The 20,572-nt window shown below is 60.6% G+C and carries 19 protein-coding genes and 1 tRNA gene; 7 read left to right on the top strand and 13 right to left on the bottom strand.

What is annotated here, in order from left to right; genetic code table 11:
* Position 1: 1 nt before the first annotated feature.
* Positions 2-2,659: a DEAD/DEAH box helicase gene (locus KIG99_RS07595; protein ID WP_226459607.1), complete on the top strand. Its 2,658-nt coding sequence runs from the start codon at positions 2-4 to the stop codon at positions 2,657-2,659.
* A gap of 3 nt (positions 2,660-2,662) precedes the next feature.
* On the opposite strand, the gene KIG99_RS07590 is transcribed toward KIG99_RS07595, so the two are convergent.
* Positions 2,663-2,995: a hypothetical protein gene (locus KIG99_RS07590; protein WP_226459606.1), complete on the bottom strand. Its 333-nt coding sequence runs from the start codon at positions 2,993-2,995 to the stop codon at positions 2,663-2,665.
* 205 nt (positions 2,996-3,200) lie between these two features.
* On the opposite strand from KIG99_RS07590, the gene KIG99_RS07585 reads away from it, so the two are divergent.
* Together KIG99_RS07585 and KIG99_RS07580 are read left to right on the top strand one after the other, a co-directional pair.
* Complete coding sequence (locus KIG99_RS07585; RefSeq protein WP_226459605.1) at positions 3,201-3,692, top strand: hypothetical protein; 492 nt, start codon at positions 3,201-3,203, stop codon at positions 3,690-3,692.
* Positions 3,693-3,922: 230 nt separating this feature from the next.
* The gene (locus KIG99_RS07580; RefSeq protein ID WP_226459604.1) at positions 3,923-4,450 is read left to right on the top strand and encodes a hypothetical protein; all 528 of its coding nucleotides are present in this window, start codon (positions 3,923-3,925) and stop codon (positions 4,448-4,450) included.
* A gap of 518 nt (positions 4,451-4,968) precedes the next feature.
* Here the strand turns inward: KIG99_RS07580 and KIG99_RS07575 are convergent.
* Positions 4,969-5,496 carry a hypothetical protein gene (locus tag KIG99_RS07575; protein ID WP_226459603.1) on the bottom strand — a complete coding sequence of 176 codons (528 nt, stop codon included), beginning with the start codon at positions 5,494-5,496 and terminating at the stop codon, positions 4,969-4,971.
* Positions 5,497-5,523: 27 nt separating this feature from the next.
* Complete coding sequence (locus KIG99_RS07570) at positions 5,524-5,877, bottom strand: hypothetical protein (RefSeq protein WP_226459602.1); 354 nt, start codon at positions 5,875-5,877, stop codon at positions 5,524-5,526.
* A 774-nt stretch (positions 5,878-6,651) separates the two neighbouring features.
* On the opposite strand from KIG99_RS07570, the gene KIG99_RS07565 reads away from it, so the two are divergent.
* The 3 genes from KIG99_RS07565 to KIG99_RS07555 are packed head-to-tail and all read left to right on the top strand — an operon-like array spanning position 6,652 to position 7,813.
* Positions 6,652-7,287 (top strand): division plane positioning ATPase MipZ, encoded by a 636-nt coding sequence (locus tag KIG99_RS07565; protein WP_226459601.1) that lies wholly within the window; start codon positions 6,652-6,654, stop codon positions 7,285-7,287.
* Between the two features lie 17 nt (positions 7,288-7,304).
* Positions 7,305-7,565, top strand: a complete 261-nt coding sequence (locus KIG99_RS07560; protein WP_226459600.1) for a hypothetical protein — start codon at positions 7,305-7,307, stop codon at positions 7,563-7,565.
* 59 nt (positions 7,566-7,624) lie between these two features.
* On the top strand, positions 7,625-7,813 hold the full coding sequence (locus KIG99_RS07555) for a hypothetical protein (protein ID WP_226459599.1): 189 nt from the start codon (positions 7,625-7,627) through the stop codon (positions 7,811-7,813).
* An 85-nt stretch (positions 7,814-7,898) separates the two neighbouring features.
* On the opposite strand, the gene KIG99_RS07550 is transcribed toward KIG99_RS07555, so the two are convergent.
* The 6 genes from KIG99_RS07550 to rpsU form a co-directional block, all read right to left on the bottom strand.
* Entirely contained in the window at positions 7,899-8,243 is a 345-nt protein-coding gene (locus tag KIG99_RS07550) for a hypothetical protein (protein WP_226459598.1), read from the bottom strand.
* A gap of 253 nt (positions 8,244-8,496) precedes the next feature.
* Positions 8,497-8,573 (bottom strand) — tRNA-Ile (locus KIG99_RS07545).
* Positions 8,574-8,675: 102 nt separating this feature from the next.
* A complete protein-coding gene (gene rpoD, locus KIG99_RS07540; protein ID WP_264180403.1) occupies positions 8,676-10,655 on the bottom strand; it encodes an RNA polymerase sigma factor RpoD in 1,980 nt (659 codons plus the stop codon).
* Between the two features lie 52 nt (positions 10,656-10,707).
* On the bottom strand, positions 10,708-12,441 hold the full coding sequence (gene dnaG / locus KIG99_RS07535; RefSeq protein WP_226459596.1) for a DNA primase: 1,734 nt from the start codon (positions 12,439-12,441) through the stop codon (positions 10,708-10,710).
* A 6-nt stretch (positions 12,442-12,447) separates the two neighbouring features.
* Positions 12,448-12,894 carry a GatB/YqeY domain-containing protein gene (locus tag KIG99_RS07530; RefSeq protein ID WP_226459595.1) on the bottom strand — a complete coding sequence of 149 codons (447 nt, stop codon included), beginning with the start codon at positions 12,892-12,894 and terminating at the stop codon, positions 12,448-12,450.
* A 128-nt stretch (positions 12,895-13,022) separates the two neighbouring features.
* Entirely contained in the window at positions 13,023-13,235 is a 213-nt protein-coding gene (gene rpsU, locus KIG99_RS07525; RefSeq protein ID WP_119490453.1) for a 30S ribosomal protein S21, read from the bottom strand.
* Between the two features lie 137 nt (positions 13,236-13,372).
* Here rpsU and tsaD point away from each other — a divergent pair, with 137 nt between their 5' ends.
* The gene (gene tsaD, locus KIG99_RS07520) at positions 13,373-14,404 is read left to right on the top strand and encodes a tRNA (adenosine(37)-N6)-threonylcarbamoyltransferase complex transferase subunit TsaD (RefSeq protein WP_226459594.1); all 1,032 of its coding nucleotides are present in this window, start codon (positions 13,373-13,375) and stop codon (positions 14,402-14,404) included.
* A gap of 578 nt (positions 14,405-14,982) precedes the next feature.
* Here tsaD and KIG99_RS07515 read toward each other — a convergent pair.
* The 4 genes from KIG99_RS07515 to KIG99_RS07500 all read right to left on the bottom strand — a co-directional run bounded on the left by KIG99_RS07515 (position 14,983) and on the right by KIG99_RS07500 (position 20,446).
* A complete protein-coding gene (locus tag KIG99_RS07515) occupies positions 14,983-16,050 on the bottom strand; it encodes an ABC transporter ATP-binding protein (protein WP_226459593.1) in 1,068 nt (355 codons plus the stop codon).
* Positions 16,043-17,713, bottom strand: a complete 1,671-nt coding sequence (locus tag KIG99_RS07510) for an ABC transporter permease (RefSeq protein ID WP_226459592.1) — start codon at positions 17,711-17,713, stop codon at positions 16,043-16,045. The genes KIG99_RS07515 and KIG99_RS07510 overlap by 8 nt, the downstream gene beginning before the upstream one ends.
* 90 nt (positions 17,714-17,803) lie before the next feature.
* Positions 17,804-18,898, bottom strand: coding sequence for an ABC transporter substrate-binding protein (locus tag KIG99_RS07505; RefSeq protein ID WP_226459591.1), 1,095 nt, complete (start codon positions 18,896-18,898; stop codon positions 17,804-17,806).
* A 168-nt stretch (positions 18,899-19,066) separates the two neighbouring features.
* The gene (locus KIG99_RS07500; protein ID WP_226459590.1) at positions 19,067-20,446 is read right to left on the bottom strand and encodes a porin; all 1,380 of its coding nucleotides are present in this window, start codon (positions 20,444-20,446) and stop codon (positions 19,067-19,069) included.
* Between the last annotated feature and the right edge of the window lie 126 nt (positions 20,447-20,572).

Genomic DNA, 20,572 nt, shown 5'->3' with positions numbered 1-20,572 from the left:
TATGGAACTCAAACCCTACCAACAGTCGGTGATTGCCGACCTCGAAGCGTACCTGGCCACTTTGGCCGACCACCCCGACCTGCGGGAAGCCTTCAAAGAATTCTGGCAGCAGAAGGGGGTCGCCGCTGACCCCTACAAGAACAACGTCCCTGGCGTGCCGCATGTTTGCGTCAAGGTGCCGACCGCCGGCGGAAAGACCTTCATTGCAGCCTGCGCGCTCAAGCCGATTTTCGAAGCACTGACGGCCGTTAATCCTGCTCGGCCACAAGTCGTGGTGTGGCTGGTGCCGTCGCTCACAATCCTAGAGCAGACCGTCAAGAACCTCGCTGACCCGACACACCCTTACCGGCAAAAGCTCAATGTCCTGTTCCGCAACCGGGTACAGGTCTACGAGCGCCGCGAACTGCTCCAGGGCGCCGGCTTCTCTGCGGATGTGGTCAAGGACCAGCTCTCCATCGTGGTCATGTCCTTTGATAGCCTCCGGGCCCGGAACAAGGAAGACCGCAAGATTTACCAGGACAACGGCTATCTGGCTTCCTTCATTGCGGGCAACGAGAACGCCGACTGGCTCCTGCCTGGGCATGATGTTTCGTCGCTCATCAACGTCCTGCGCGGCCTGAAGCCGGTGGTCGTGGTCGATGAGAGCCACAATGCCGAGACCGACCTGTCCGTCGAAATGCTGGTCAATCTCAATCCGGACTTAATCCTGGACCTGACGGCGACCCCGCGGAACAACAGCAACATCATCAGCTACGTCGACGCCATGGCGTTGAAGAAGCAGCACATGGTGAAGTTGCCGGTGATTGTCGCCAACCGCTCCAGCCGGACAGAGGTTATCGAGAGTGCCATCATCCTCCGCCGCAAGCTCGAAGAATTGGCGAAACAACAGGACGCCGCCGGCGGGAAGTACATTCGGCCGATTGTCCTCTTCCAGGCGCAGCCCCGTGTTGGCGACAATGCGACGACATACGAGAAGGTGAAGGAGCAGCTGGTCAAGGCCGGCATTCCAGAAGACGAAATCAAGATAAAGACGGCCGACCTGAACGAGCTGAAGGGTATCGACCTCGCCAGCCGGGATTGCGCGGTGAGATATATCATCACCGTGAATGCACTCAAAGAAGGGTGGGATTGCCCCAACGCCTACATTTTGGCGAGCCTCGCCGATAAGTCGTCGGCGGTCGATGTCGAGCAGATACTGGGCCGCGTGCTGCGAATGCCACACGTGCAGCAGCATAGTCACGACCTACTGAACCTGAGCTATGTGTTCACGGCGAGCAACAAGTTCGCCGACACCTTGCAGAGCGTGGTGAAGGCCTTGAACCGGGCAGGCTTCTCTATCCGCGATTACCGGACCGCCGAGCCACCGCAGCCTGTCGCACCGGCCCCGGTGCAGCAAGACTTGTTGAGCCAGGTCGCCACCGGCTTGCTGGGCGACTCGCAGCCGGCAGACGACCAAAGCAACGAAGGGTTCGAGTTAGGGGCAGAAGGCGATGCTGCCGACTGGCCGACGGCCCCTGTGGTGGCTGTCGACCCCGAGAGTGGCGCACCGGCGAGCGAAGCCGACAAGTTTGTTGAAGCGGTGGCCACGCAGGCTATCGAAGAAAACCAGGCCTTCGAGAAGAAGGCTGAAGCCGCGGATACGACGGTGCCCGCCGAGTTGGAGGACAAGGTGAATCGGCACAAGCTCAAGGATATATTCAAGGACCAGGCGCTGGCGCTGAAGCTACCGCAGTTCTTCGTCAAAGTGGCCCCAACCGGCTGGTTTGCTGATGCAGCCGCGAAGCAACTCCTCGAGCGCGATGAGCTGCTGAAGGACTTCAAGCTGACCAGTGCGGACAGTACGATTAGCTTTGAAGATGTGAGCGGTGAGATGTACCGCGTCGACCTGGAGAGGCAAGGGGATGGGGACTATTCGCCAAAGCCTTTTCGCATCGATGCGGCAGGCCGGCATCGCTTCAACGAGTTGATACTCACGCAAACCTACGAGAGCCAGGTGCAGGCCATCGTCCAGCGACTCTCGGATATGGTCGGCGACATGTGGCCGCTTGCCGACGAAGAGGTGAAGGCTTACGTGGGGCGCATCGTCCGGGCACTAACCCCGGAGCAACTCAGGGACTGCCTCGAGCGGGACGTTGCTTACGCTCGCAAGATAAAGACGAAAATCCAGGGGCTCGCGGATACCCACGCCATGAAGGTTTTCAGCGACATGCTGGACCTCGACAAGATTGTGCTGGAGCCGAATTTCGCCTTCCCGGAAACCATCATTCCATCCGCGAACGCGCCTGCCTTGCCGAAGTCGCTGTACTCCACTGAAGCCTCCATGGGGCAGTTCGAAGCCAAGGTTGTTGATGCAGTGGCCAACCTGGAGAGCGTCGAGTGGTGGCACCGAAATCTATCAAGGGGCAAGGGCTTCCGCATCAACGGGTTCCTGAACCATTACCCTGACTTTATCGTGAAACTGAAGTCGGGCAAGGTGGTGGCGCTGGAAACCAAAGGCGACGACCGCGACAATTCCGACAGTGAGCGCAAGCTGAAGTTGGGGAAGGCGTGGGAAGCAAAAACCGGCGGAAGCCATCGCTATATGATGGTATTCGATAACAACACCATCGCCGGCGCTGAGACCCTAGCCGGTGCCCTGACCAAGCTGAAGCAGCTGTAGCGCTCAGGCACTCTCAACGGGCTCCAGTACCCAAGTCTGCGCGACATCGAGCGTCTTCAGGCCTTTCTCATCCGGGACACGCTCGATGCCTGTGAGCGTGATGACATCACAGGACCAATGCAACAGCCGGGCGTCGTAGAGCGGCGGAATCTCATCCATCGGACTCCCGTTGCCCGGTGAGAGCAGCCTGGCCATGATGGTGTGGCGGTGCATGTCCGGAACGTACTCCTCGCCGACCCGCAGTTGGCCGACGGGGTGCTTGCCAAACGCAAACTGATACTTAGGGATGAGCCAGCCAGCCCGTCGAGCGCGCAGGAGTGCGTAGAGGTGTGTCATGCTGTTAACTGTATGGGCATCCAGTATTTATGGCAAGGCCTAACAACTTCCGGTGCTGCGCAACTTCATTGGGGTGCTGCACTCGAGCCGCCGGGGCGTTGCGGGTAGGCCCGGAATGATGGTTTTGCCAAGTCGATTGACTTGTGTCAAACCAGGTCGCGGACTGCGCTGCTAATCTCTCGCGTTTCTTAAAAAAGGGTCAAAAATGGCAAAAACGCAAAAGACCGCCACCCCGTCGCATCGCGCGGTTGGCCGTGTCGTCCGAGCGCTGACGTATCCAATTATTTCTGCTGAATTTGACCTGACGCTGCGTGAATTGAACGCATTGGCAACGCTGTCCCACGTTCCTCTCGAAATGGACAACATGATTGGCGAAGCCGCGGAAATGCTCCGAAAGTCCACGTTCGACGCTATGGCGCTAATCCCTGGCTGCCAGCAAGCATTTTGGATGGAGGAACAATTCAACGCTGCAACTGACAAGCTGGCCGAACTCGGCCTGGTAACGATTGAAAACACCCACGGGCCCCGCATGCACCTGCGGATTATGAAAGACTCCCCGGCGGAAGGCCCGGGCCGCGTCGTGCGCCTGACGAAAGCGGGCGAAGAGCTCGTCGACTCGATGGCAGGTAACTTGGCTAAATCGCTCAGTCTGCTCGATACCCCCGACGTCCGCGACGACCTAGCGCTCTACAGCTAAGTCCCGGCCTTCAGAGCGGCGCTTGAGCCAAAATAAGGCCACTCCGAGATAGGGAGTGGCCTTGAGACGTGGGGCGGGAACAGGCTCAAATTGCGTTCTGACCTCGGGCTGTGCTGTTGCTCTTCAAACCGCACCATAAAACTGCTCAAGCTCGCATGACGGTATAGCGCTCGGCGCAGCCGGCCAAACTGTCGACCGTATAATGGCGGTTTTGCCAAGTCGCTTGCCGCATGTCCATCAAAACCGAAATCCACCAGCTGCAATGCAAGCTGACCCCTACTCCGAGTCGATGGAAGCTGGTGCGGCCCGACGGCACGACTAAAATCAGCAAATTCTTCTTGTCCCTGCTCAAAGAAGTCCGCACCACGCTTGAGCCGGAAGATGTGCTGAACCCTCTCGGGCTTCTGCTCGGCGCGCATACCTACGACCACGCCGAAGCACTCTTTCGAGGGGATGTGCCGTCACTCCAGTGCTCGGAAATAGATGAGTTGGCTGTGCGTGATATCGAGTTGTTCGCGGATGGCAAACTCGTAGTCCGGTCCCTGTCCGCAGCAGATAATCCGCTAAACCCAAGACATAGCCTGCCTGATGCGCTCGACATGATTGACGCCTTGGCTGACAAGGGACCTGATGAGAAAGTGTTCTTACGCACTCTGGGCCAATTTGCAGGCCAGCTTATCAAATCAGGCGACCTAGACGACTTCAACGGCGGCGGGCCACATTTGGCCGACGTACAAGCCTATTTAGCGTCCCAGTAACGAGCGATAGCCCGGCACATCTGTTTCCGGGATTTCCTAAATGCAGGGGGCTTCGCGCCCCTTGGCTACTATATGGAGTAGGTTGGAGCTTTGGTCGGCTTACCAGCCTTCATGCGGTTTTGACGAGCGGCCCGGAGTTGCGCACGGGATTCGCCGGTAGATAGGCCTCGGCCTTGAATGCGGTCCTGCTCGCCCTTCTGTAGGGCGGCTATGAGCGACTTCTGCTGATTGGCCTGCATGTTCCCGTCCTCCGTAGTGCTGCGCGGCTAATAGTACCAAATTGGGCGCCATTGGTCGGCTCGCCAGTGGAGCGACGCCACGAGCGCAACGCCGGACGCCCTCCGGGCTGTGCACCTCGGAGCACATGATGCTCGCCAAAATAGATAGGGTAGCCGCCAGCTCCCCGTTGGTCCGCTGGCCTCACTGGCCGACACACACCGCCCTGTGCGTAAGTGCGTACTACCTATAGTAGGTGACAGCAAAAAAAGCCACTACATGTAGTGGCTTTGGTTGGCTAATCAGTCGTGGTCGTACTTGCGATTTCGCTCCCGATAGGGTTGCGCCGGGGACACCAGGACGTAGGTGGCGTGTGAACTGGGATACCACCAGGGCATCTCGACCGCATCAGATGGAACGTGCAGCGATGCGTTGATGTGCTCGACGGTCTTGTGGTTCGGGATGTCCGTGGAGCAGTGCTTGGTGCCGGAGGTAGTGAGTTTCGTGGTTACCCGGAAGTCGCGCTCCGGGCCCAAAACCTTAGTGGTTCGCGTCCCTTTGAAGTGGTACACGCAGCGCGACTCGGCATCCACAAACCAGGCCTCCATCGCGGGGGGATGCGGCTGCGGACGCGGGTCCGTGCGGTCATAGCTGCTGTTGTCGCTGACCTCTGCGCTAATCGCCGTTACCAGCAATCCGTTGGCGGCGGGCATGTCCGGGCCGTTGGCCAAGGTGTGCAGGTTAGTCAGGCGGTGCGTGTCGGCCAAGGCGATATTGGCCAGAGTGGCCGCCACTGCTGCGGCGAGAATGTGTTTGAAGGTTTTTGTCATGGGAAGATACCGTAGGTTGTGGATGGCTTAGCCTTGCCAGGCAATGCCTTGTTGCTGGGCGGCTTTGATGTCAGCAACCAGCGCCGGGATGGAGTCGCGGGGCTGCCCGATTCGCCACTGGGCGCCTGGCAGCTGGACGCAGACACGCGGGGCGGTTCCGCTGTACGGCACCAGCACATAAGCACCGTCCAGTGTCAGGCCACCAGCGGCAGCCAGCTTCATGTCGCCCTCGAGCACATTGCCGTCCTCGTCGCGAATGGCAACGCCATCCTCGCGTTCGCTAGTCTTTTGGCCGTTCACGTACAGGCGCGGCTCGGCAACATTCAGGACGGTAATGCCGGCTGCGGTGAGCTTGTCGGCAAGGGCTTGGGCTTGAGTCATGGTGAATCCTCTTAAATAGGTTAGTTTGTTGGTTAGCGTAGCGCATAATGATGGTGGCTACTCTTAGTATAGTCATGCTCTGTAAAACAGCATTAGACCGGCTGCCGCGGGTCGGCTCACCGATGAAGTGGGTACGCAGCACATGCCACCTGCCCGGCGTCTCGGCTACAAAAAAGCCGCCTCGATGGGCGGCTTGGGTTGAGTGTCTTGCGGTCTAATCGATTACGTTTTGCAGTAGCCGGTCAATGGCTTCCATCGTCAAGTTGCCGTGCTCGTCGAAGTAGTTATGCGTCTCCCCATCTGCCGGGGCGTAGGCAGTGCCATCCACTGCCGCTTGCGGCTGCGTATTCGAACCAAAGACCGTGTTGTTCGGCCTCCGGGCTATCGCAAAAGGCGGCAACAGCAAGGGCGTTGTGTGCCGTATGGGTGATGGGCAGGAAAGTGGCTTTAAGGCTCATGGGGTACTCCATAGCGGTTGATAGTCGTAGCGCATAAGAGGTGTGGCTACCATCAGTATAGCAATGCGTTGCAAAACAGCATTAGAATGCTAGCCCTGACCAGCGGGAAGGGCAGTAGCCCGTGGTGCGTCAACTCCTTGGCGATGGCGGCCGCCAGGCCGCAACAAGGGTGCCGCCCTCGAACCCCCAAATATTTGCAGCAGCAGCGCCTATGGATTTCGGTAAGTGGTTATACGCAAGTAGCTACTCAAATACCGCGCACGGTGAATGAGTAAATACTCAACTACCTCTTTACCGGTTACGGAAGGATTAAGAAATGAAACTACTCTTCGCACACACCAAAGGCGGCACGGGCCACTCCACGGGCGCGGAACAGGCGGCAGCATGGGCTGCTCACCAGAAGCTGGACCCGATTGCTGTTGACCTGGACCCGCAGAAAACGCTCATGTCCTGGTGCCAGCGTCGTAGCCAGCTCGATGTGCCGCTGGTCCCGGTGGCTTACCTTGAAAAGGATGTCATTGCTTCGACGGTGCAGGACCTGAGCCGCCGTTACGGTGTTGTCGTGATGGACGCGCCGGGCCATGCAGGCGATGTGCTGCTGGCTGCTGCTTCGGTCGCGGACAAGTGGCTCATTCCAGTGCGTCCGGGCATTGCGGACCTGGAAGCCCTGAACGACGTGCTCGCCATTTTGAAGAAGGCTCGCGTTGTTAACCCGGGTTTGCAGGCTGAAATTGTCCTGAATTTCGTGTCGACGCACCCCTTTAACCGTGAAGCTCAGGAAGCCCGCGAAGCCATTCTGGCCTCGTTCCCTGAACTGCCTATCAATGCTCAGGTTATCCGTGAGCGCAAGATTTACCGCGATGCCGCCAAGGCTGGCGCCAGCGTGCTTGAAAGCAACTCGCCGGCACGGGCAGAAATTCAACTGCTCGCTCAATCCATTTTTAACATTTAACGAAAGGAAGTACCCCTATGTCTCAATTCTCTAACCTCCGCCGCGCCGATGCCGATGCTCCGGTCAATGTCGTGGTCGATGTTGCCCCGGTTGTTGAACCGGTCGTTGTGTCCGAACAGGTTGCTGTCGAAGCACCGAAAAAGACCGGCCGCGTTACCCTCGTGCTTGATGAAGTCGACTTCATCAGGTTTGGCCGACGTTGCAGCGGCCTACGCACGTCGAAGCAGGAGTACCTGCGTCAGCTCCTGTTGTCCGACCTGGATAAGCACCAAGCGTAATGGCGTACTACCCACACCAGCGCAAGGACACACCGGCCCCCCTTTTTAGTGAAGGGGTGTTGGTTACGCAAATCGCCTTCTGGCTGCTGCTCGGCGGGCTGCGCTGGTGGCTGGGTCCGTGGGGGGCTGTCGCCGGGGCGGCTTGCATGATGCTGGCCACGGTGACTGAAGTGCGCCGGCTTGATTTGCGCCTGTTGCAGCTGCTCAACCTCGGCGCAGCGGCGGGGGTGTTCGGGTATTTTGTTTAGTCTGGCTATACAGAGTGTCACCTTGCCGAAGGTGCATGCTTCTTTTCTCTCTTAGGCCCGTCACACGACGGGCCTTTTTTGGTTGCTACGCCGGCCACTCATCGCGGGTAATCCAGCGCACGCCGTCCAGTGCATCTTTGATGCGTCCGGAGGCGGACATGGCTTTGAATGCATCCATTAGTCCGGCTTTAGTCGAGACTACCGGCCACTTCTCGATACTGTCCACCGGACAATTTAGCCACGCTTTGAATGTCGGTACGCTCGGTACAGGCCCCGCGCCAGGGAAGGTGCCGGGCTGTACGGTTACCGCCATTTCATGGGCCAGCTGTGCGGACGGCGGCCACGGCCCGGTTTCGCGGAACATGACAGTAGAGTCCTGGTCCTTGAATGACGCCATCCACGCGATGACCGCACTCAGCGAGTAGCGCACGGGGCAGGTCCGCGCAGGGCATAGTTTCTTGAATAGCGGGCCGCTTATTGATTTACGTCCTTCGCGCGCTGCCGCAAGCCAGGCAACTGACAACCCAGTTAGCTCGGCCACGGCTTGCGGCGTAAGCCACGGGTCTGTCCCCGGCGGAGCGTTGTCTTGGATTTGCTCAATAGAAATTCGTGCCATAGGTGCCTGAAAAGGGTGCCTGGTGCCAGGAACAGGCACCCTTTTCAGTGGGTGCCTGTTGGGTGCCTGGTGGGCCGTACTGGACTTGAACCAGTGACCAAGGGTTTATGAGACCCCTGCTCTAACCAACTGAGCTAACGGCCCTTTTTCACAACATAAACTACATTTGCATACAAACAAAAACTATCAAACTCGACAATTATGAGTCCTCTGCTCTAACCAACTGAGCTACGGGCCCGGAAAGCTTTAGTTGCCGTTGGTGTCGACGAAGCTGCGCAGCTTGTCGGAGCGGCTCGGGTGGCGCAGCTTGCGCAGCGCCTTGGCTTCGATCTGGCGGATGCGCTCGCGGGTGACGTCGAATTGCTTGCCGACTTCTTCCAGTGTGTGGTCGGTGTTCATTTCGATACCGAAGCGCATGCGCAGGACCTTGGCTTCCCTCGTCGTCAGGGTGTCGAGGATTTCCTTGGTGACGCCGCGCAGGCTGGAGTACATCGCTGCGTCGGCCGGCGCCAGGGTGCCGGAGTCTTCGATGAAGTCGCCGAGATGCGAGTCGTCGTCGTCGCCGATCGGGGTTTCCATGGAGATCGGCTCCTTGGAAATCTTCATGATCTTGCGGATCTTCTCTTCCGGCATGTCCATCTTCTTGGCCAGCGTGGCGGGATCGGGTTCGGCACCCGTTTCCTGCAGGATCTGGCGGCTGATCCGGTTCATCTTGTTGATCGTTTCGATCATGTGCACCGGGATGCGGATGGTCCGTGCCTGGTCGGCGATGGAGCGGGTGATGGCCTGGCGGATCCACCACGTTGCATACGTCGAGAACTTGTAGCCGCGGCGGTATTCAAACTTGTCCACTGCCTTCATCAGGCCGATGTTGCCTTCCTGGATCAGGTCGAGGAACTGCAGGCCGCGATTGGTGTATTTCTTGGCGATCGAGATGACCAGACGCAGGTTGGCTTCGGTCATTTCGCGCTTGGCGCGACGGGCCTTGGCTTCACCGGTCGACATCTGTTTATTGATGTCTTTCAGGTCCTTGAGCGGAATGCCGATGCGGTCCTGCAGGGCAAGCAGCTTCTTCTGTTCTTCCTTGATCGCCGGACCGTTGCGGGTCAGGACAGCGACGTAGGTCTTGGGGGCGGCAGCGATTTCGCCGTCGGCCCAGTCAAGATTGACTTCGTTGCCGGGGAAGGACTGGATGAAGTGCGGGCGCGGCATCTTGACGCGATCGACGCAGATTTGCTGGATCTTGCGCTCGCAACCACGGACCTGCTCGACCATGCCGCGCACGCTGTCGCACAGGCGCTCGATCGAGCGCGAGGTGAAGCGGATGTTCATCAGCTCGTCGGAAATCTGCTGTTGCAGCTTGAGGTAGGCCTTGTCCTGCGGGCCCTTGCTGTGCAGCAGCTTCTGCATCTTGGTGTGCAGGCCCTTGATGATTTCGAAACGCTCAAGGGCGTCGACCTTCAGTTGCAGCAGCGAGGCGGAAACAGCAGCGGCTGCGCCACCACCTTCTTCGTCATCGCCTGCATCTTCTTCGTCTTCTTCGATTTCTTCGGCGACTTCCGGTGCGGCCGGCGCGGCTTCAACGGCGTTCGGGTCGATCAGGCCATCGACCAGTTCGTCGATGCGCATTTCCTCGGTTTCGACCTTGGCGGCCATTTCGAGGATGTCGTCAATCGTGGTCGGACAGGCGGAAATCGCCTGGACCATGTGCTTGAGGCCTTCTTCGATGCGCTTGGCGATTTCGATTTCGCCTTCGCGGGTGAGCAGCTCGACCGAGCCCATTTCACGCATGTACATGCGGACCGGGTCGGTGGTGCGGCCGAATTCGGAGTCGACGGTGGACAGTGCCTGTTCAGCCTGCGCTTCGACTTCTTCGTCGTCGGTCGCGGCGGCAGCCGTGTCGGACATCAGCAGGTCTTCGGCAGCCGGGGCTTCGTCGAAAACCTGGATGCTCATTTCGCTGAAAGTCGAAATGATGGCTTCGATACTTTCCGCGTCGACCACGTCGTCCGGCAGGTGGTCGTTGATTTCGGCGTAGGTCAGGTAACCCCGTTCCTTGCCGAGCTTGATCAGGGCTTTGAGGCGTGTCTTGCGCGCTTCGGCGTCAAGGGGTTCCGGAGTTTCTGCTATTGCACCGTCGAGCAGCGCCTTTTCGGCTGCTTTCTCCTTGGCTTTGCTGACGCGAGCCTTGGGGGCTTCCTTAGCAGTATCTTTTGCCTTGGCCATGAACACGATCCCTTAAAATGCGGAAAACCGCCGATTTTACCATAACTTAGCTTCATTTTCCCCGGTTGCTGAGGAACTGGATGTAAGCCAGTTTCTCGGCGGCGCTCAGTCCGGCGACGCCAAACTGCTGTGCCTTGATCTGCAATTCGGCAAAGGCCCTTTTCTGGCCGCCTGCCTGCAGTTTCTCCAGGGTGTCGTGAAATTCCGTTTCCGACTCCGCTTCGTCAAAGGGCTGACCGAGAAGTTCCGCCGCGGCATTTTCGATCAGTGCTTCTTCGGGCATGCCGCGCAGGCGTTCGCGCAGTGCGGCGTAGCTGCTGGCCTCGTGGCTGGCGCCGCTGACCAGTTCGCGCAGGCGGATCAGCGCCGGGCGTTCCGGCGTGTCGGGCAGCAAATCGACCTGCAGTTGCGAGGCCAGTTGCGGCTTGTGCAGCACGAGGCGGAGCAGGTTGCGGGTCAGCGATGGTGCGGTGCGGCGTGCCTTGGCCGGCGCAGCGGGCATGTAGGACTTGAGGTCGCACAGGCGCTCGACTTCGCTCTGGGCAAACCCGCTTGCCTCGGCCAGGCGCTTGACCAGTTGCAGGCGCAGTAGCGGCGTCGGCAGTTTGAGGAGTAGCGGCTTGGCTTCGTAGATCAGCTGCGCCTTGCCTTCCGAACTGGTCAGGTCGCAGCGCTGGGCGAGTTCGCGCAGCAGGAAGTCGGAGAGCGGCATGGCCTGGGTCACCAGGCGGTCGAATTCTTCCTTGCCATAGGTGCGGATGTAGCTGTCCGGGTCTTCATCCTGGGGCAGGAAGACGAAGCCGAGGCGCTTGTTGTCGGCGAGGGCTTCGAGCGAGTTTTCCAGGGCGCGCCAGGCGGCCTTGCGGCCGGCATTGTCGCCATCGAAGCAGAAGACGATACGGTCGACCTGGCGCAGAAGCTTGTTTACGTGCGTTGCCGTGGTTGCTGTACCGAGCGCCGCGACGGCATTGCCGACGCCGTTCTGGGCCAGCGCGATGACGTCCATGTAGCCTTCGGTGACGATGGCGGTGTCGGTGTCGCGCAAAGCCTGGCGGGCTTGCGGCAGGCCGAACAGCTCGCGGCCCTTCTCGAAGAGCGGCGTTTCCGGCGAGTTCAGGTATTTCGGCTCGCCCTGGTCGATGATGCGCCCGCCGAAGGCGATGATGTCGCCCTTCTGGTTGATGATCGGAATCATCAGGCGGTCGCGGAAGCGGTCGTAGCGGCGGCCGGCTTCGTTCTCGATGATCAGGCCGGCAGTCTTCAGTTCGTCGGCGTTGTAGTTCGGAAAGACGGCTTGCAGGTTCTGCCAGCCGTCCGGTGCGTAGCCGATGCCGAAGCGGGCAGCGATTTCGCCGGACAGGCCGCGCTTCTTGCAGTATTCGATGGCACGCGGTGTAGCCTTGAGCTGATCCTTGTAGTACTGCGCGGCGCGCGCCATGATCTCGATCAGGGCGCGGGTCTGGCCGGGCTTCTCATCGTTGAAACCGCGTCCTTCGCTTTCCGGCATCTGCATGCCGGCGCGGCTGGCCAGTTCCTTGACGGCATCGACGAAGCCCATGCCCTGGTATTCCATGACGAAACTGATCGCCGTGCCATGCGCGCCGCAGCCGAAGCAGTGGTAGAACTGCTTGGTCGGGCTGACCGTGAAGGACGGCGATTTTTCGTTGTGGAAGGGGCAGCAGGCGGCGTAATTGGCGCCGGCCTTCTTGAGCGGCACGTAGCCGTCCACCAGGTCGACGATGTCGACCCGGGCCAGCAGATCCTGGATAAACGAATCCGGGATCATCGCGCTTTAACCGGCAAGTGCGGCTTTTACCAGTTTCGAGACTTCCGCCATGTCGGCCTTGCCGGCCAGTTGCGGTTTCAGGACTGCCATCAGCTTGCCCATGTCGGCCGGGCCTTTGGCGCCGGTTGCGGCAACGGCAGCGGCGACGGCGGCAGCGGTGTCCTCGTTGCTCATCTTTTCCGGCAGGTAGGCGCCGAGGATGGCGATTTCGGCCTTTTCGGCATCGGCCAGATCCTGGCGGGCGGCAGCTTCGTACTGGCTGACGCTGTCCTTGCGCTGCTTGACCAGCTTTTCGATGACGGCGATGACAGCGTTGTCGTCAAGCTCGACTCGCTCGTCGACTTCCTTCTGCTTGAGGGCGGCGAGCAGCAGGCGGATGGCGGCCAGCTTGGCGGCTTCCTTGGCCTTCATGGCCGATTTCATGTCTTCGGTGATGCGTGCTTTGAGGCTCATTTTGGGCGGCTAGTCGTTGGTTGTCGGGGTCAGGTGCCAGAGATGGGGGCGGATCCCGGAATTTCAAAGAAAAAAGCCGCCGGCTGTTGAGGCTGGCGGCTCTTTGGTGCGGCGTTCACCGTACTGGATTAGTACAGTTTCGGCGGCAGGGTCTGGCTGCGAATACGCTTATGGTGGCGTTTGACGGCAGCAGCCAACTTGCGCTTGCGTTCGGCGGTGGGCTTTTCGTAAAACTCACGGGCACGCAGCTCGGTCAGGAGACCAGTTTTTTCAACCGTGCGCTTGAAGCGGCGGATGGCAACTTCGAACGGCTCATTTTCCTTGACACGAATGTTTGGCATATAAATCACCCCCTTCCGTTAGGCGCCTGCCAGGTCAAGTAGAAGGCAGTGCGCGCAAAATTTTTCCGCTGGTTTGCGGGTAGCCGAGCAGTATATTGCAAAAGACCTTTGAGTTCCAAGTGTTAAAATGCGTCCCCATGCTAGTCCTTGGTATTGAATCTTCCTGCGACGAAACCGGAATCGCCCTCTACGACAGCGAAGCCGGCCTTTTGTCGCACGCCCTGCATTCGCAGGTCGCGATGCACGCCGAGTACGGCGGTGTCGTCCCGGAACTGGCGTCGCGCGATCACATCCGGCGTGTCGTCCCCCTGTTGCGCGAGGCACTGGCGCGCTCCGGCCGGCAACTGGCCGAGGTCGATGCCGTGGCTTACACGCGCGGCCCCGGCTTGTCGGGCGCCTTGCTGGTTGGCTGCGCCTTTGCCGAAGCCCTGGCGCTGGCGATCGGCAAACCGACGATCCCAGTGCATCACCTTGAAGGGCATCTGCTGTCGCCCTTGTTGTCGAGCACGCCGCCGACCTTCCCGTTTGTCGCGCTGCTGGTTTCCGGTGGCCATACGCAATTGATGCGGGTGACCGGTGTCGGCGAGTACGAACTGCTCGGCGAAACCCTGGACGATGCGGCCGGCGAGGCTTTCGACAAAAGCGCCAAGATGCTTGGTCTGCCGTATCCGGGCGGTGCGCTGCTCTCGAAGCTGGCCGAGCAGGGCGATCCGGAGAAATACAGTCTGCCGCGCCCGATGCTGCATTCGGGCGACCTGAGTTTCAGCTTTTCCGGCCTCAAGACGGCGGTGCTGACCCTGGTCCGCGAGCAGGGCGAGTCGCTCACCGAAACCTTCAAGGCCGACGCGGCGCGTGCCTTCCAGGAAGCCATCGTCGAGGTGCTGGTCAAGAAGTCGCTGAAGGCGATGAAGCTGACCGGCCTCAAGCAGCTGGTCGTGGCCGGCGGCGTCGGCGCCAATAAGCAGTTGCGGGCGACGCTCGACCGCGAGGCAAAACGCAAACAGTTCCGGGTCTATTACCCGGAGCTGGAATTCTGTACCGACAACGGCGCGATGATCGCGCTGGCCGGTTGCCTGCGCCTGCAGTCCGGCACGCCGGCCAAGGAAGCCGGCAGCTTTGCCGTGCAGCCGCGTTGGCCGCTGATGGAAATGTCGGCGACGGCGCAGTAGACAATCGGCCATGGCGCGGCGTCGACCGCTGCGCCCGCCTTTTTCCCCTTTTTCTTGCGGCGTTTCGGGCAATTGCTGCACGGTGGATCGGACTTGCAGCATTTGCCGCCCATCAGATTTCTCCTGGAATGTTGTGCTGCGCCATTGCGTGCGAGGTGTTGAAACGGTTCAGAAGTTGTCGGGCAGGGTGGCGAGCACGTCGATGCAGGGTTCCCAGGCGACAAGCTCGTCGAACCAGCGATCAATGAAACGGGTAATCATGGTGGCCTCCTTGGCAGCAAGCAGATCGTTCTGACCTGATGCTTGCAGTCTAGATGGCGCTCCTTGATTGATCCAATCAATAACTCAAATGTTGTTAATGCCTTTTTGCTATTGATCAGGGGGCGACGACACTTGGATGCCTGGCGTCGCGCAGTTGCGTCGCGTAGGCCGGGACCTGGGCGGCTGCCGAGCGCGCTGGCGAGAGGTGTACCGAAACTTCTACGGTCAACCGGAAAAAATAGCCAAAAATGAAAAAGGGCGCCCGGCCCGGAGGGAGTTGGAGCGGGCGCCAAGGTGCAGAGATTTGCCGGTTGGGGTCAGAAGACCCAGACGGCTTCGGGAGGGAATTCCAGCCAGCGCTTGCCGCTGCCCTGGTGTTGCTTGCCCCAGGCGCGCAGCAGGTCCTTGCCGGCGTGGAAGACGTATTCGAAACGGTCGCCCAGGAACATCGAGGTGACGAGATCGACTTCCGTCCGGTGTTCGCCGGGGCCGTCGGCCAGGTGCATCTGCTCGACGCGGATGACTGCCTTGGCTTCCTGGCCGATGGCGGCATTGGTGCGGCGCAGGCCCCACACCGAAATGCCGTTGTCGAGGTCGATGCGGGCGCTGCCGCCGCGAATGTCGCCGATGCGGCCTTGCATGATGTTGTTGCTGCCCATGAAGTCGGCGACGAAATAGGTCTGCGGCTGGCTGTACATTTCCTGCGGCGCGCCTTGCTGCTCGATGACGCCGCCGTTCAGCAGCAGGATGCGGTCGGACATGGCCATCGCTTCGGACTGGTCGTGGGTGACGACCAGTGCCGACAACTGCAACTCGACGATCAGGTTGCGCAGCCAGGCGCGGGCTTCCTCGCGCATCTTGGCGTCGAGGTTGGACAGTGGCTCGTCGAGCAGGATGACCGGCGGGTTGTAAACCAGGGCGCGGGCAATCGAGACGCGCTGCTGCTGACCGCCGGAAAGCTGGTGCGGGTAGCGTTCGGCGAGATGGTCGAGGCCGAGATTCTTGAGCGCCGCATGGACGCGCTGGATGATCTCGTTGGTCGCCACCTTGCGCAGCTTGAGCGGATAGGCGACGTTGTCGAACACGGTCTTGTGCGGCCACAGCGCGTAGGATTGGAAGACCAGACCGAGTTCGCGCTTTTCGGCCGGGATATCGATGCCGGCGGCGGCATCGTAAATGGCCCGGCCGGCGATGCTGACGCTGCCGTGATGCGGTTGTTCGAGGCCGGCGACGGCCCGCAGCAGGGTGGTTTTGCCGCTGCCCGAGGGGCCGAGCAGGGAAACGACCTCGCCGCGGCGCAGGTGCATCGAGACGCCCTTGAGGATCGGATTGCTGCCGTAGGACAGGGCGAGGTTGTCGACGGTCAGGATGGTTTTTTCAGTCATGAAGTTTTACTCCGAAACGCAGCGCCAGGGCGAGGCCGACGCCGACCAGCAGCATGTTGATCAGGGACAGCGCGGCGACCACATCGACGGCGCCGGAGGCCCACAGGGAAACGATTTGCGCGCCGATCACCTCGGTGCCGGGGGAGAGCAGGTAGACGCCGGTCGAGTATTCGCGCTCGAAGATCATGAAGATCAGCAGCCACGAACCAAGCAGACCGTTGCGGATCAGCGGCACCGTGATGTCGCGCGACACCCGGCTACGTGAGGCGCCGACCAGACGGCCCGCCTCTTCAAGTTCCGGGCCGACCTGCATCAGGGCGCTCTGGATCAGGCGCATGCCGTAGGCCAGCCAGACCACGGCGTAGGCGAACCACACCGAGAATAGCGTCGAGCGTAGCGGTGCCAGGAAGGGCACGAAGAGGAACACCCAAAATACGGCCAGACCGGCCATCAGGCCGGGAATGGCGCGCGGCGTCAGGATCACGTAATCGACGAAGCGCGACAGGCCGTCTGGTTGGCGGTGTGTGGCAAGGCCGATCAGCAGGTAACCGCCGACGGCAACGGCGCCGCCGATGGTGCCGATGAGGATGGAATTGACGATTGAGCGGATCATCGTCGATTCCTCGAAGACGGCGTGGAAGTGGTCGAGCGTCAGTACATCGAGGATATTCACCCCGGTGCCCCAGCTACTGACCACGGAACGCAGTGCGACGCCGGCAATCGGCACGAAGATGCTGAGGAACAGCCAGGCGCCGATCACGGTGAGTGCCACCCATTTCCAGCCACCGAGGGCGAGCGGGCGCTGGCGGGCCGACTTGCCCTTCATCGAAACGTAGCGCTGGGCCGACTTGAGCAGGAAGCGCTGCAGCAGTACCAGCGGGAAAGTCACGGCGACGATGCAGGTGGCGACTGCGGCCATCAGGTGGTAGGACGGAGTGCCGAGCTTGTTGGTCAGCTTGTAGAGGTAGGTGGTCAGTACCAAGTGGCCTTCCGGGTCGCCGAGGATCAGCGGCAGGCCGAAGATCTCGAAGCCGAGGAAGAAGACCAGCACGCCGACGTAGAGCAGCGCGGGCGAAACCATCGGGATCGACACGTCTCGGGCGACGCGGAAGGGGCTGGCGCCGGACAGGCGGGCCGCTTCCTCGACGTCGGAGCCGAGATTGCGCAGGGCCGACGACGAGTAGAGATAAACGTGCGGGACGTGGGTGAGACCGGCGATGACGACGATCGAGGCGAGCGAATAGATGTTCCACGGCACGCCGCCGAAGATCGACTCGAACCAGACCGAGAAGAAGCCGACCGGGCCGAGCGCGACGACGTAGCCGAAGCCGAGCACCACCGGCGAGACGAAGATCGGGATCAGGATGGGCGTCTCCAGCCAGCGCCGGCCGGGCAGGTCGGTGCGGACCATGATGAAGGCGAGGATGGCGCCGAGCGGGATGGCGATGGCACTCATGCCGACGGCGATGATCAGCGTATTTTTCGTCGCCGACCAGAAATCCGGGTCATCGAGAATGAAGGCGAAGGATTCCAGGCTGAGCGTCGCCGTCTTCATGAAGAAGGGGCCGGACAGCACGCTCTGGTAGATCACCAGGCCGAGCGGGAAGAAGACGGAAAGGGCGAGCAGGGTCACCACTGCCCGTCGAGGCAATGTTTGCAACATGGGAGTCACCTTGGGTTTGAGGTGGATCGGGGCCTCAGCGCCGGCCTGCGAAAGCTCGCAGGTCCGGGCCGGGCTGGCGGTGGGTCGCCCTTATTTCGCCTTGACGGCGCTGTTCCACTGCTTGAGGAAATCGAGGCGTTTGGCCTGATCCAGGTAGGTCAGCAGGCCGGTGCCGATGGGCACCGGGCGCAGCGCGTCGCCGAGCTGCTTCTTCAGGCCGCTGGCTGTTGTTTCGCCGTCGACATCGGGGCGGATGGCATAGAGGTCAGCCTTGTTGGCGATGATCTCCTGGCCCTTCCTGGACAGTACGAAATCCAGCCAGATCTTGGCGGCGTTCGGGTTCTTGGCGTTTTTGGCGATGAACATGACGCGGCTGATGACCAGCGTGTAATCCTTGGGCAGCACGATGCCGATCGACGGGTCCTTCTGGGCGCGGGTCAGTGCGTAGGCGGCATTGAGGTTGTAGCCGATCAGGTTCTCGCCGGAAGCGATGCGTTCCATCATCGTGCCGGTCGACGCCTGAACCCGGACCTGGACGCCGCCTAGGGCCTTGAGCAGATCGGCATAGCCGGCGCCATTGACCTGCTTGTCCTGGCTTACCAGCATGAAGCCGACGCCCGATTTTTCCGGGTCGTAGGTGTTGACCTTGCCCTTGTACTTGTCGGCCTGCGTCGTCAGCAGCTTGATGAAGTCGGCGTGGCTCTGCGGCACGTCGGCGGCCGGTACCAGGCGCTTGTTGTAGACGAAGCCGATCGGCTCGTAGGTGGTGCCGAAGGCTTCGTTCTTCCAGTTGGCCCACTCGGGCAACCTGGCTGTTTCAGCCGACTTGTGTGGCTGGGCGTAGCCATCATTGACCAGCTTGACCTGGAGGTCCATGGCCGACGACCAGGTGACGTCAGCCGAGTTGCCGGCCGCCGTTTCCGAAATGAAGCGGTTGTACAGTTCGGTCGTGCTCATGTTGCTGTACTCGACCTGGATGGTCGGGTACATCGTGCGGAATTCGCGGATCAGATGGTTGGTCTGTTCGTTGTCGGTCACCCCGTAGATCGAGAGCTTGCCTTCCTTCTGGGCGGCGGCGATCAGATCGGGTGCCGATTGGGCGAAGAGCGGAGTGCTGGTGCCGAGGGCTGCGGCGACGAGGCCGGCGGTCAGGCAGCGCTGGAAGTTGCGACGAGTCAGTTTCATGATGTCTCCTGTCTTTTGATTTTGGCACTGTCGGTTGCTTTTTTGCCGACCGACTGTGACTTGATGCTACCGGGCCAGTCTTTCGAACTGCTTTCACGACCGGCCCGGTTTTCGTTTTTTGCGTTTTTTCCCGGTTGCCCCTGGGGCCGGCCGTTGTTTCCATGCTCGTCAGAAACGGTAGCGGGCGCCCAGCATCAGCGATTTCGGCGTGTAATTGACCGGCAGGCCCGAGTCCTTGTCGTAGCCCTGGCAGGTGCCGCCGGCGCACAGCGAGTTCTGGCCGCCATTCTTGTTGGAAACCTGGGCGTAGTAGGCGTAGAGATCGGTCTGTTTGTCGAGCGCGAATTCGTAGCCGACGCCGAGGTGATCGGAGTCGCGATTGGTGCTCAGACGGTCGTCGAGGTGGCCATAAACACCGCGTATGGTATGGCGTTCGGCGAACGGCACGGCCATGCCCAGCCACCAGACGTTGCGATCGAGGGTCTTGTTGGTGACGGCGCCGTCCTGGGTGTCTTCACCGTGCAGGAAGTGGGCGTATAGCTTGGCGAACTTGAGGTCGTAAGTGGCGGCAAGGTTGTAGGAGGTGCGGTTGATGTTTTCGGTGGCCGGGGCGGTCACCGTGCCGGTACGCTGGTAAGACAGGTAGCCGGCACCGACGAAGAGCGGCCCCTCGGCGTAGCTCAGGCTGGCGCTGATGCCCTTGCCTTCGTTTTTCGGACCAGTGGCGGTGTTGCCCGGTGTGCCGCCGGTGATGCCGACATCTGCCTCGCTGTTGTTTTCCATGCCGGCCGAGTAGGCGATCTTGCCCTGGAACCCTGCCAGTTTTGGTGATGCATAGAAGACGGCATTGTCGAAACGGCTGGCGGCCGCGCTCGACCACAAGCGGAAGGCGGTGGCGCCGCCGATGGTGAATGGGTCCGAGGTACTGGCCAGCGAGTAGATCGGGGCATAGTCGCGACCAAAACGGATGTCGCCGTATTTTTTGCTGTTCAGGCCGATGAAGGTGTTGCGCGAGAAAATGGCGACGCCCGTTGTGTTGACCGATGCCGACGAGGCCGTGCCGGCCCCCGGATTGCTGACGTTGCTGGAGTGGCCGGTGTTCTGGCCGTTGTCGTAGGAAACGCCGGCTTCGAGCTGGAAGTAGGCGGAGAGGTCGTCGCCAAAATCGCGCAGCCCCTTGAAGCCGATCCGGCTGGCCGAGCCGAGGCCGCTCTGGACGCGAGCCTTGGTGCCATGTCCGTAATCGCCGACTTCGATGCCGGCATCGGCGATGCCGTAGATGGTCAGGCCCTCGGGCATGGACAGTCCCTTGCTTTTGCTTGGGGGCGGAGCTTCGGCCAGTGCCTTGGTTGCCTGTTCGGCCTTCTTGGTGGCGACGGCAGCGGTAGCCGCGGTGGCTTGCAGCAGTTCTTCCAGCTTTTCGAGGCGGGCTTTCTGGGCCTGGATCTCGGCGCGCAGCTCGTCGAGCGGTGCGGCCATGACCGGGGCACTCAGCGCCAGGCTGCCGAAGCAGGCCAGGGTGGCGAGGTTTATCGTGTGTTTTTGCATTATGTCTCCTCCTGTGGATTTCATTTCACGGGTAATTCCCGGTCGGTGTAGTACCGGGTGGGGGGATTAGAAAGAAATCAGCTTTCGATTTGCTTTCGATGCCTTGACGCGGAACAATCGCTGTCA

The sequence above is a fragment of the Quatrionicoccus australiensis genome (genome assembly GCF_020510425.1).
GTDB lineage: Bacteria > Pseudomonadota > Gammaproteobacteria > Burkholderiales > Rhodocyclaceae > Azonexus > Azonexus australiensis_A.
The sequence above is the reverse complement of the archived record's forward strand: the minus strand, read 5'-3'. Positions and strand labels throughout refer to the sequence as shown.

Bases quoted from the DNA above. Each gene is read 5' to 3' on its own strand.
- KIG99_RS07595 (WP_226459607.1), top strand. From the start codon at position 2: ATGGAACTCAAACCCTACCAACAGTCGGTGATTGCCGACCTCGAAGCG.
- KIG99_RS07560 (WP_226459600.1), top strand. From the start codon at position 7,305: ATGTCTCAATTCTCTAACCTCCGCCGCGCCGATGCCGATGCTCCGGTC.
- KIG99_RS07565 (WP_226459601.1), top strand. From the start codon at position 6,652: ATGAAACTACTCTTCGCACACACCAAAGGCGGCACGGGCCACTCCACG.
- KIG99_RS07505 (WP_226459591.1), bottom strand. From the start codon at position 18,898: ATGAAACTGACTCGTCGCAACTTCCAGCGCTGCCTGACCGCCGGCCTC.
- KIG99_RS07530 (WP_226459595.1), bottom strand. From the start codon at position 12,894: ATGAGCCTCAAAGCACGCATCACCGAAGACATGAAATCGGCCATGAAG.
- KIG99_RS07590 (WP_226459606.1), bottom strand. From the start codon at position 2,995: ATGACACACCTCTACGCACTCCTGCGCGCTCGACGGGCTGGCTGGCTC.
- dnaG (WP_226459596.1), bottom strand. From the start codon at position 12,441: ATGATCCCGGATTCGTTTATCCAGGATCTGCTGGCCCGGGTCGACATC.
- KIG99_RS07580 (WP_226459604.1), top strand. From the start codon at position 3,923: ATGTCCATCAAAACCGAAATCCACCAGCTGCAATGCAAGCTGACCCCT.
- rpsU (WP_119490453.1), bottom strand. From the start codon at position 13,235: ATGCCAAACATTCGTGTCAAGGAAAATGAGCCGTTCGAAGTTGCCATC.
- KIG99_RS07515 (WP_226459593.1), bottom strand. From the start codon at position 16,050: ATGACTGAAAAAACCATCCTGACCGTCGACAACCTCGCCCTGTCCTAC.
- KIG99_RS07585 (WP_226459605.1), top strand. From the start codon at position 3,201: ATGGCAAAAACGCAAAAGACCGCCACCCCGTCGCATCGCGCGGTTGGC.
- rpoD (WP_264180403.1), bottom strand. From the start codon at position 10,655: ATGGCCAAGGCAAAAGATACTGCTAAGGAAGCCCCCAAGGCTCGCGTC.
- tsaD (WP_226459594.1), top strand. From the start codon at position 13,373: ATGCTAGTCCTTGGTATTGAATCTTCCTGCGACGAAACCGGAATCGCC.
- KIG99_RS07575 (WP_226459603.1), bottom strand. From the start codon at position 5,496: ATGACAAAAACCTTCAAACACATTCTCGCCGCAGCAGTGGCGGCCACT.
- KIG99_RS07570 (WP_226459602.1), bottom strand. From the start codon at position 5,877: ATGACTCAAGCCCAAGCCCTTGCCGACAAGCTCACCGCAGCCGGCATT.
- KIG99_RS07510 (WP_226459592.1), bottom strand. From the start codon at position 17,713: ATGTTGCAAACATTGCCTCGACGGGCAGTGGTGACCCTGCTCGCCCTT.
- KIG99_RS07500 (WP_226459590.1), bottom strand. From the start codon at position 20,446: ATGCAAAAACACACGATAAACCTCGCCACCCTGGCCTGCTTCGGCAGC.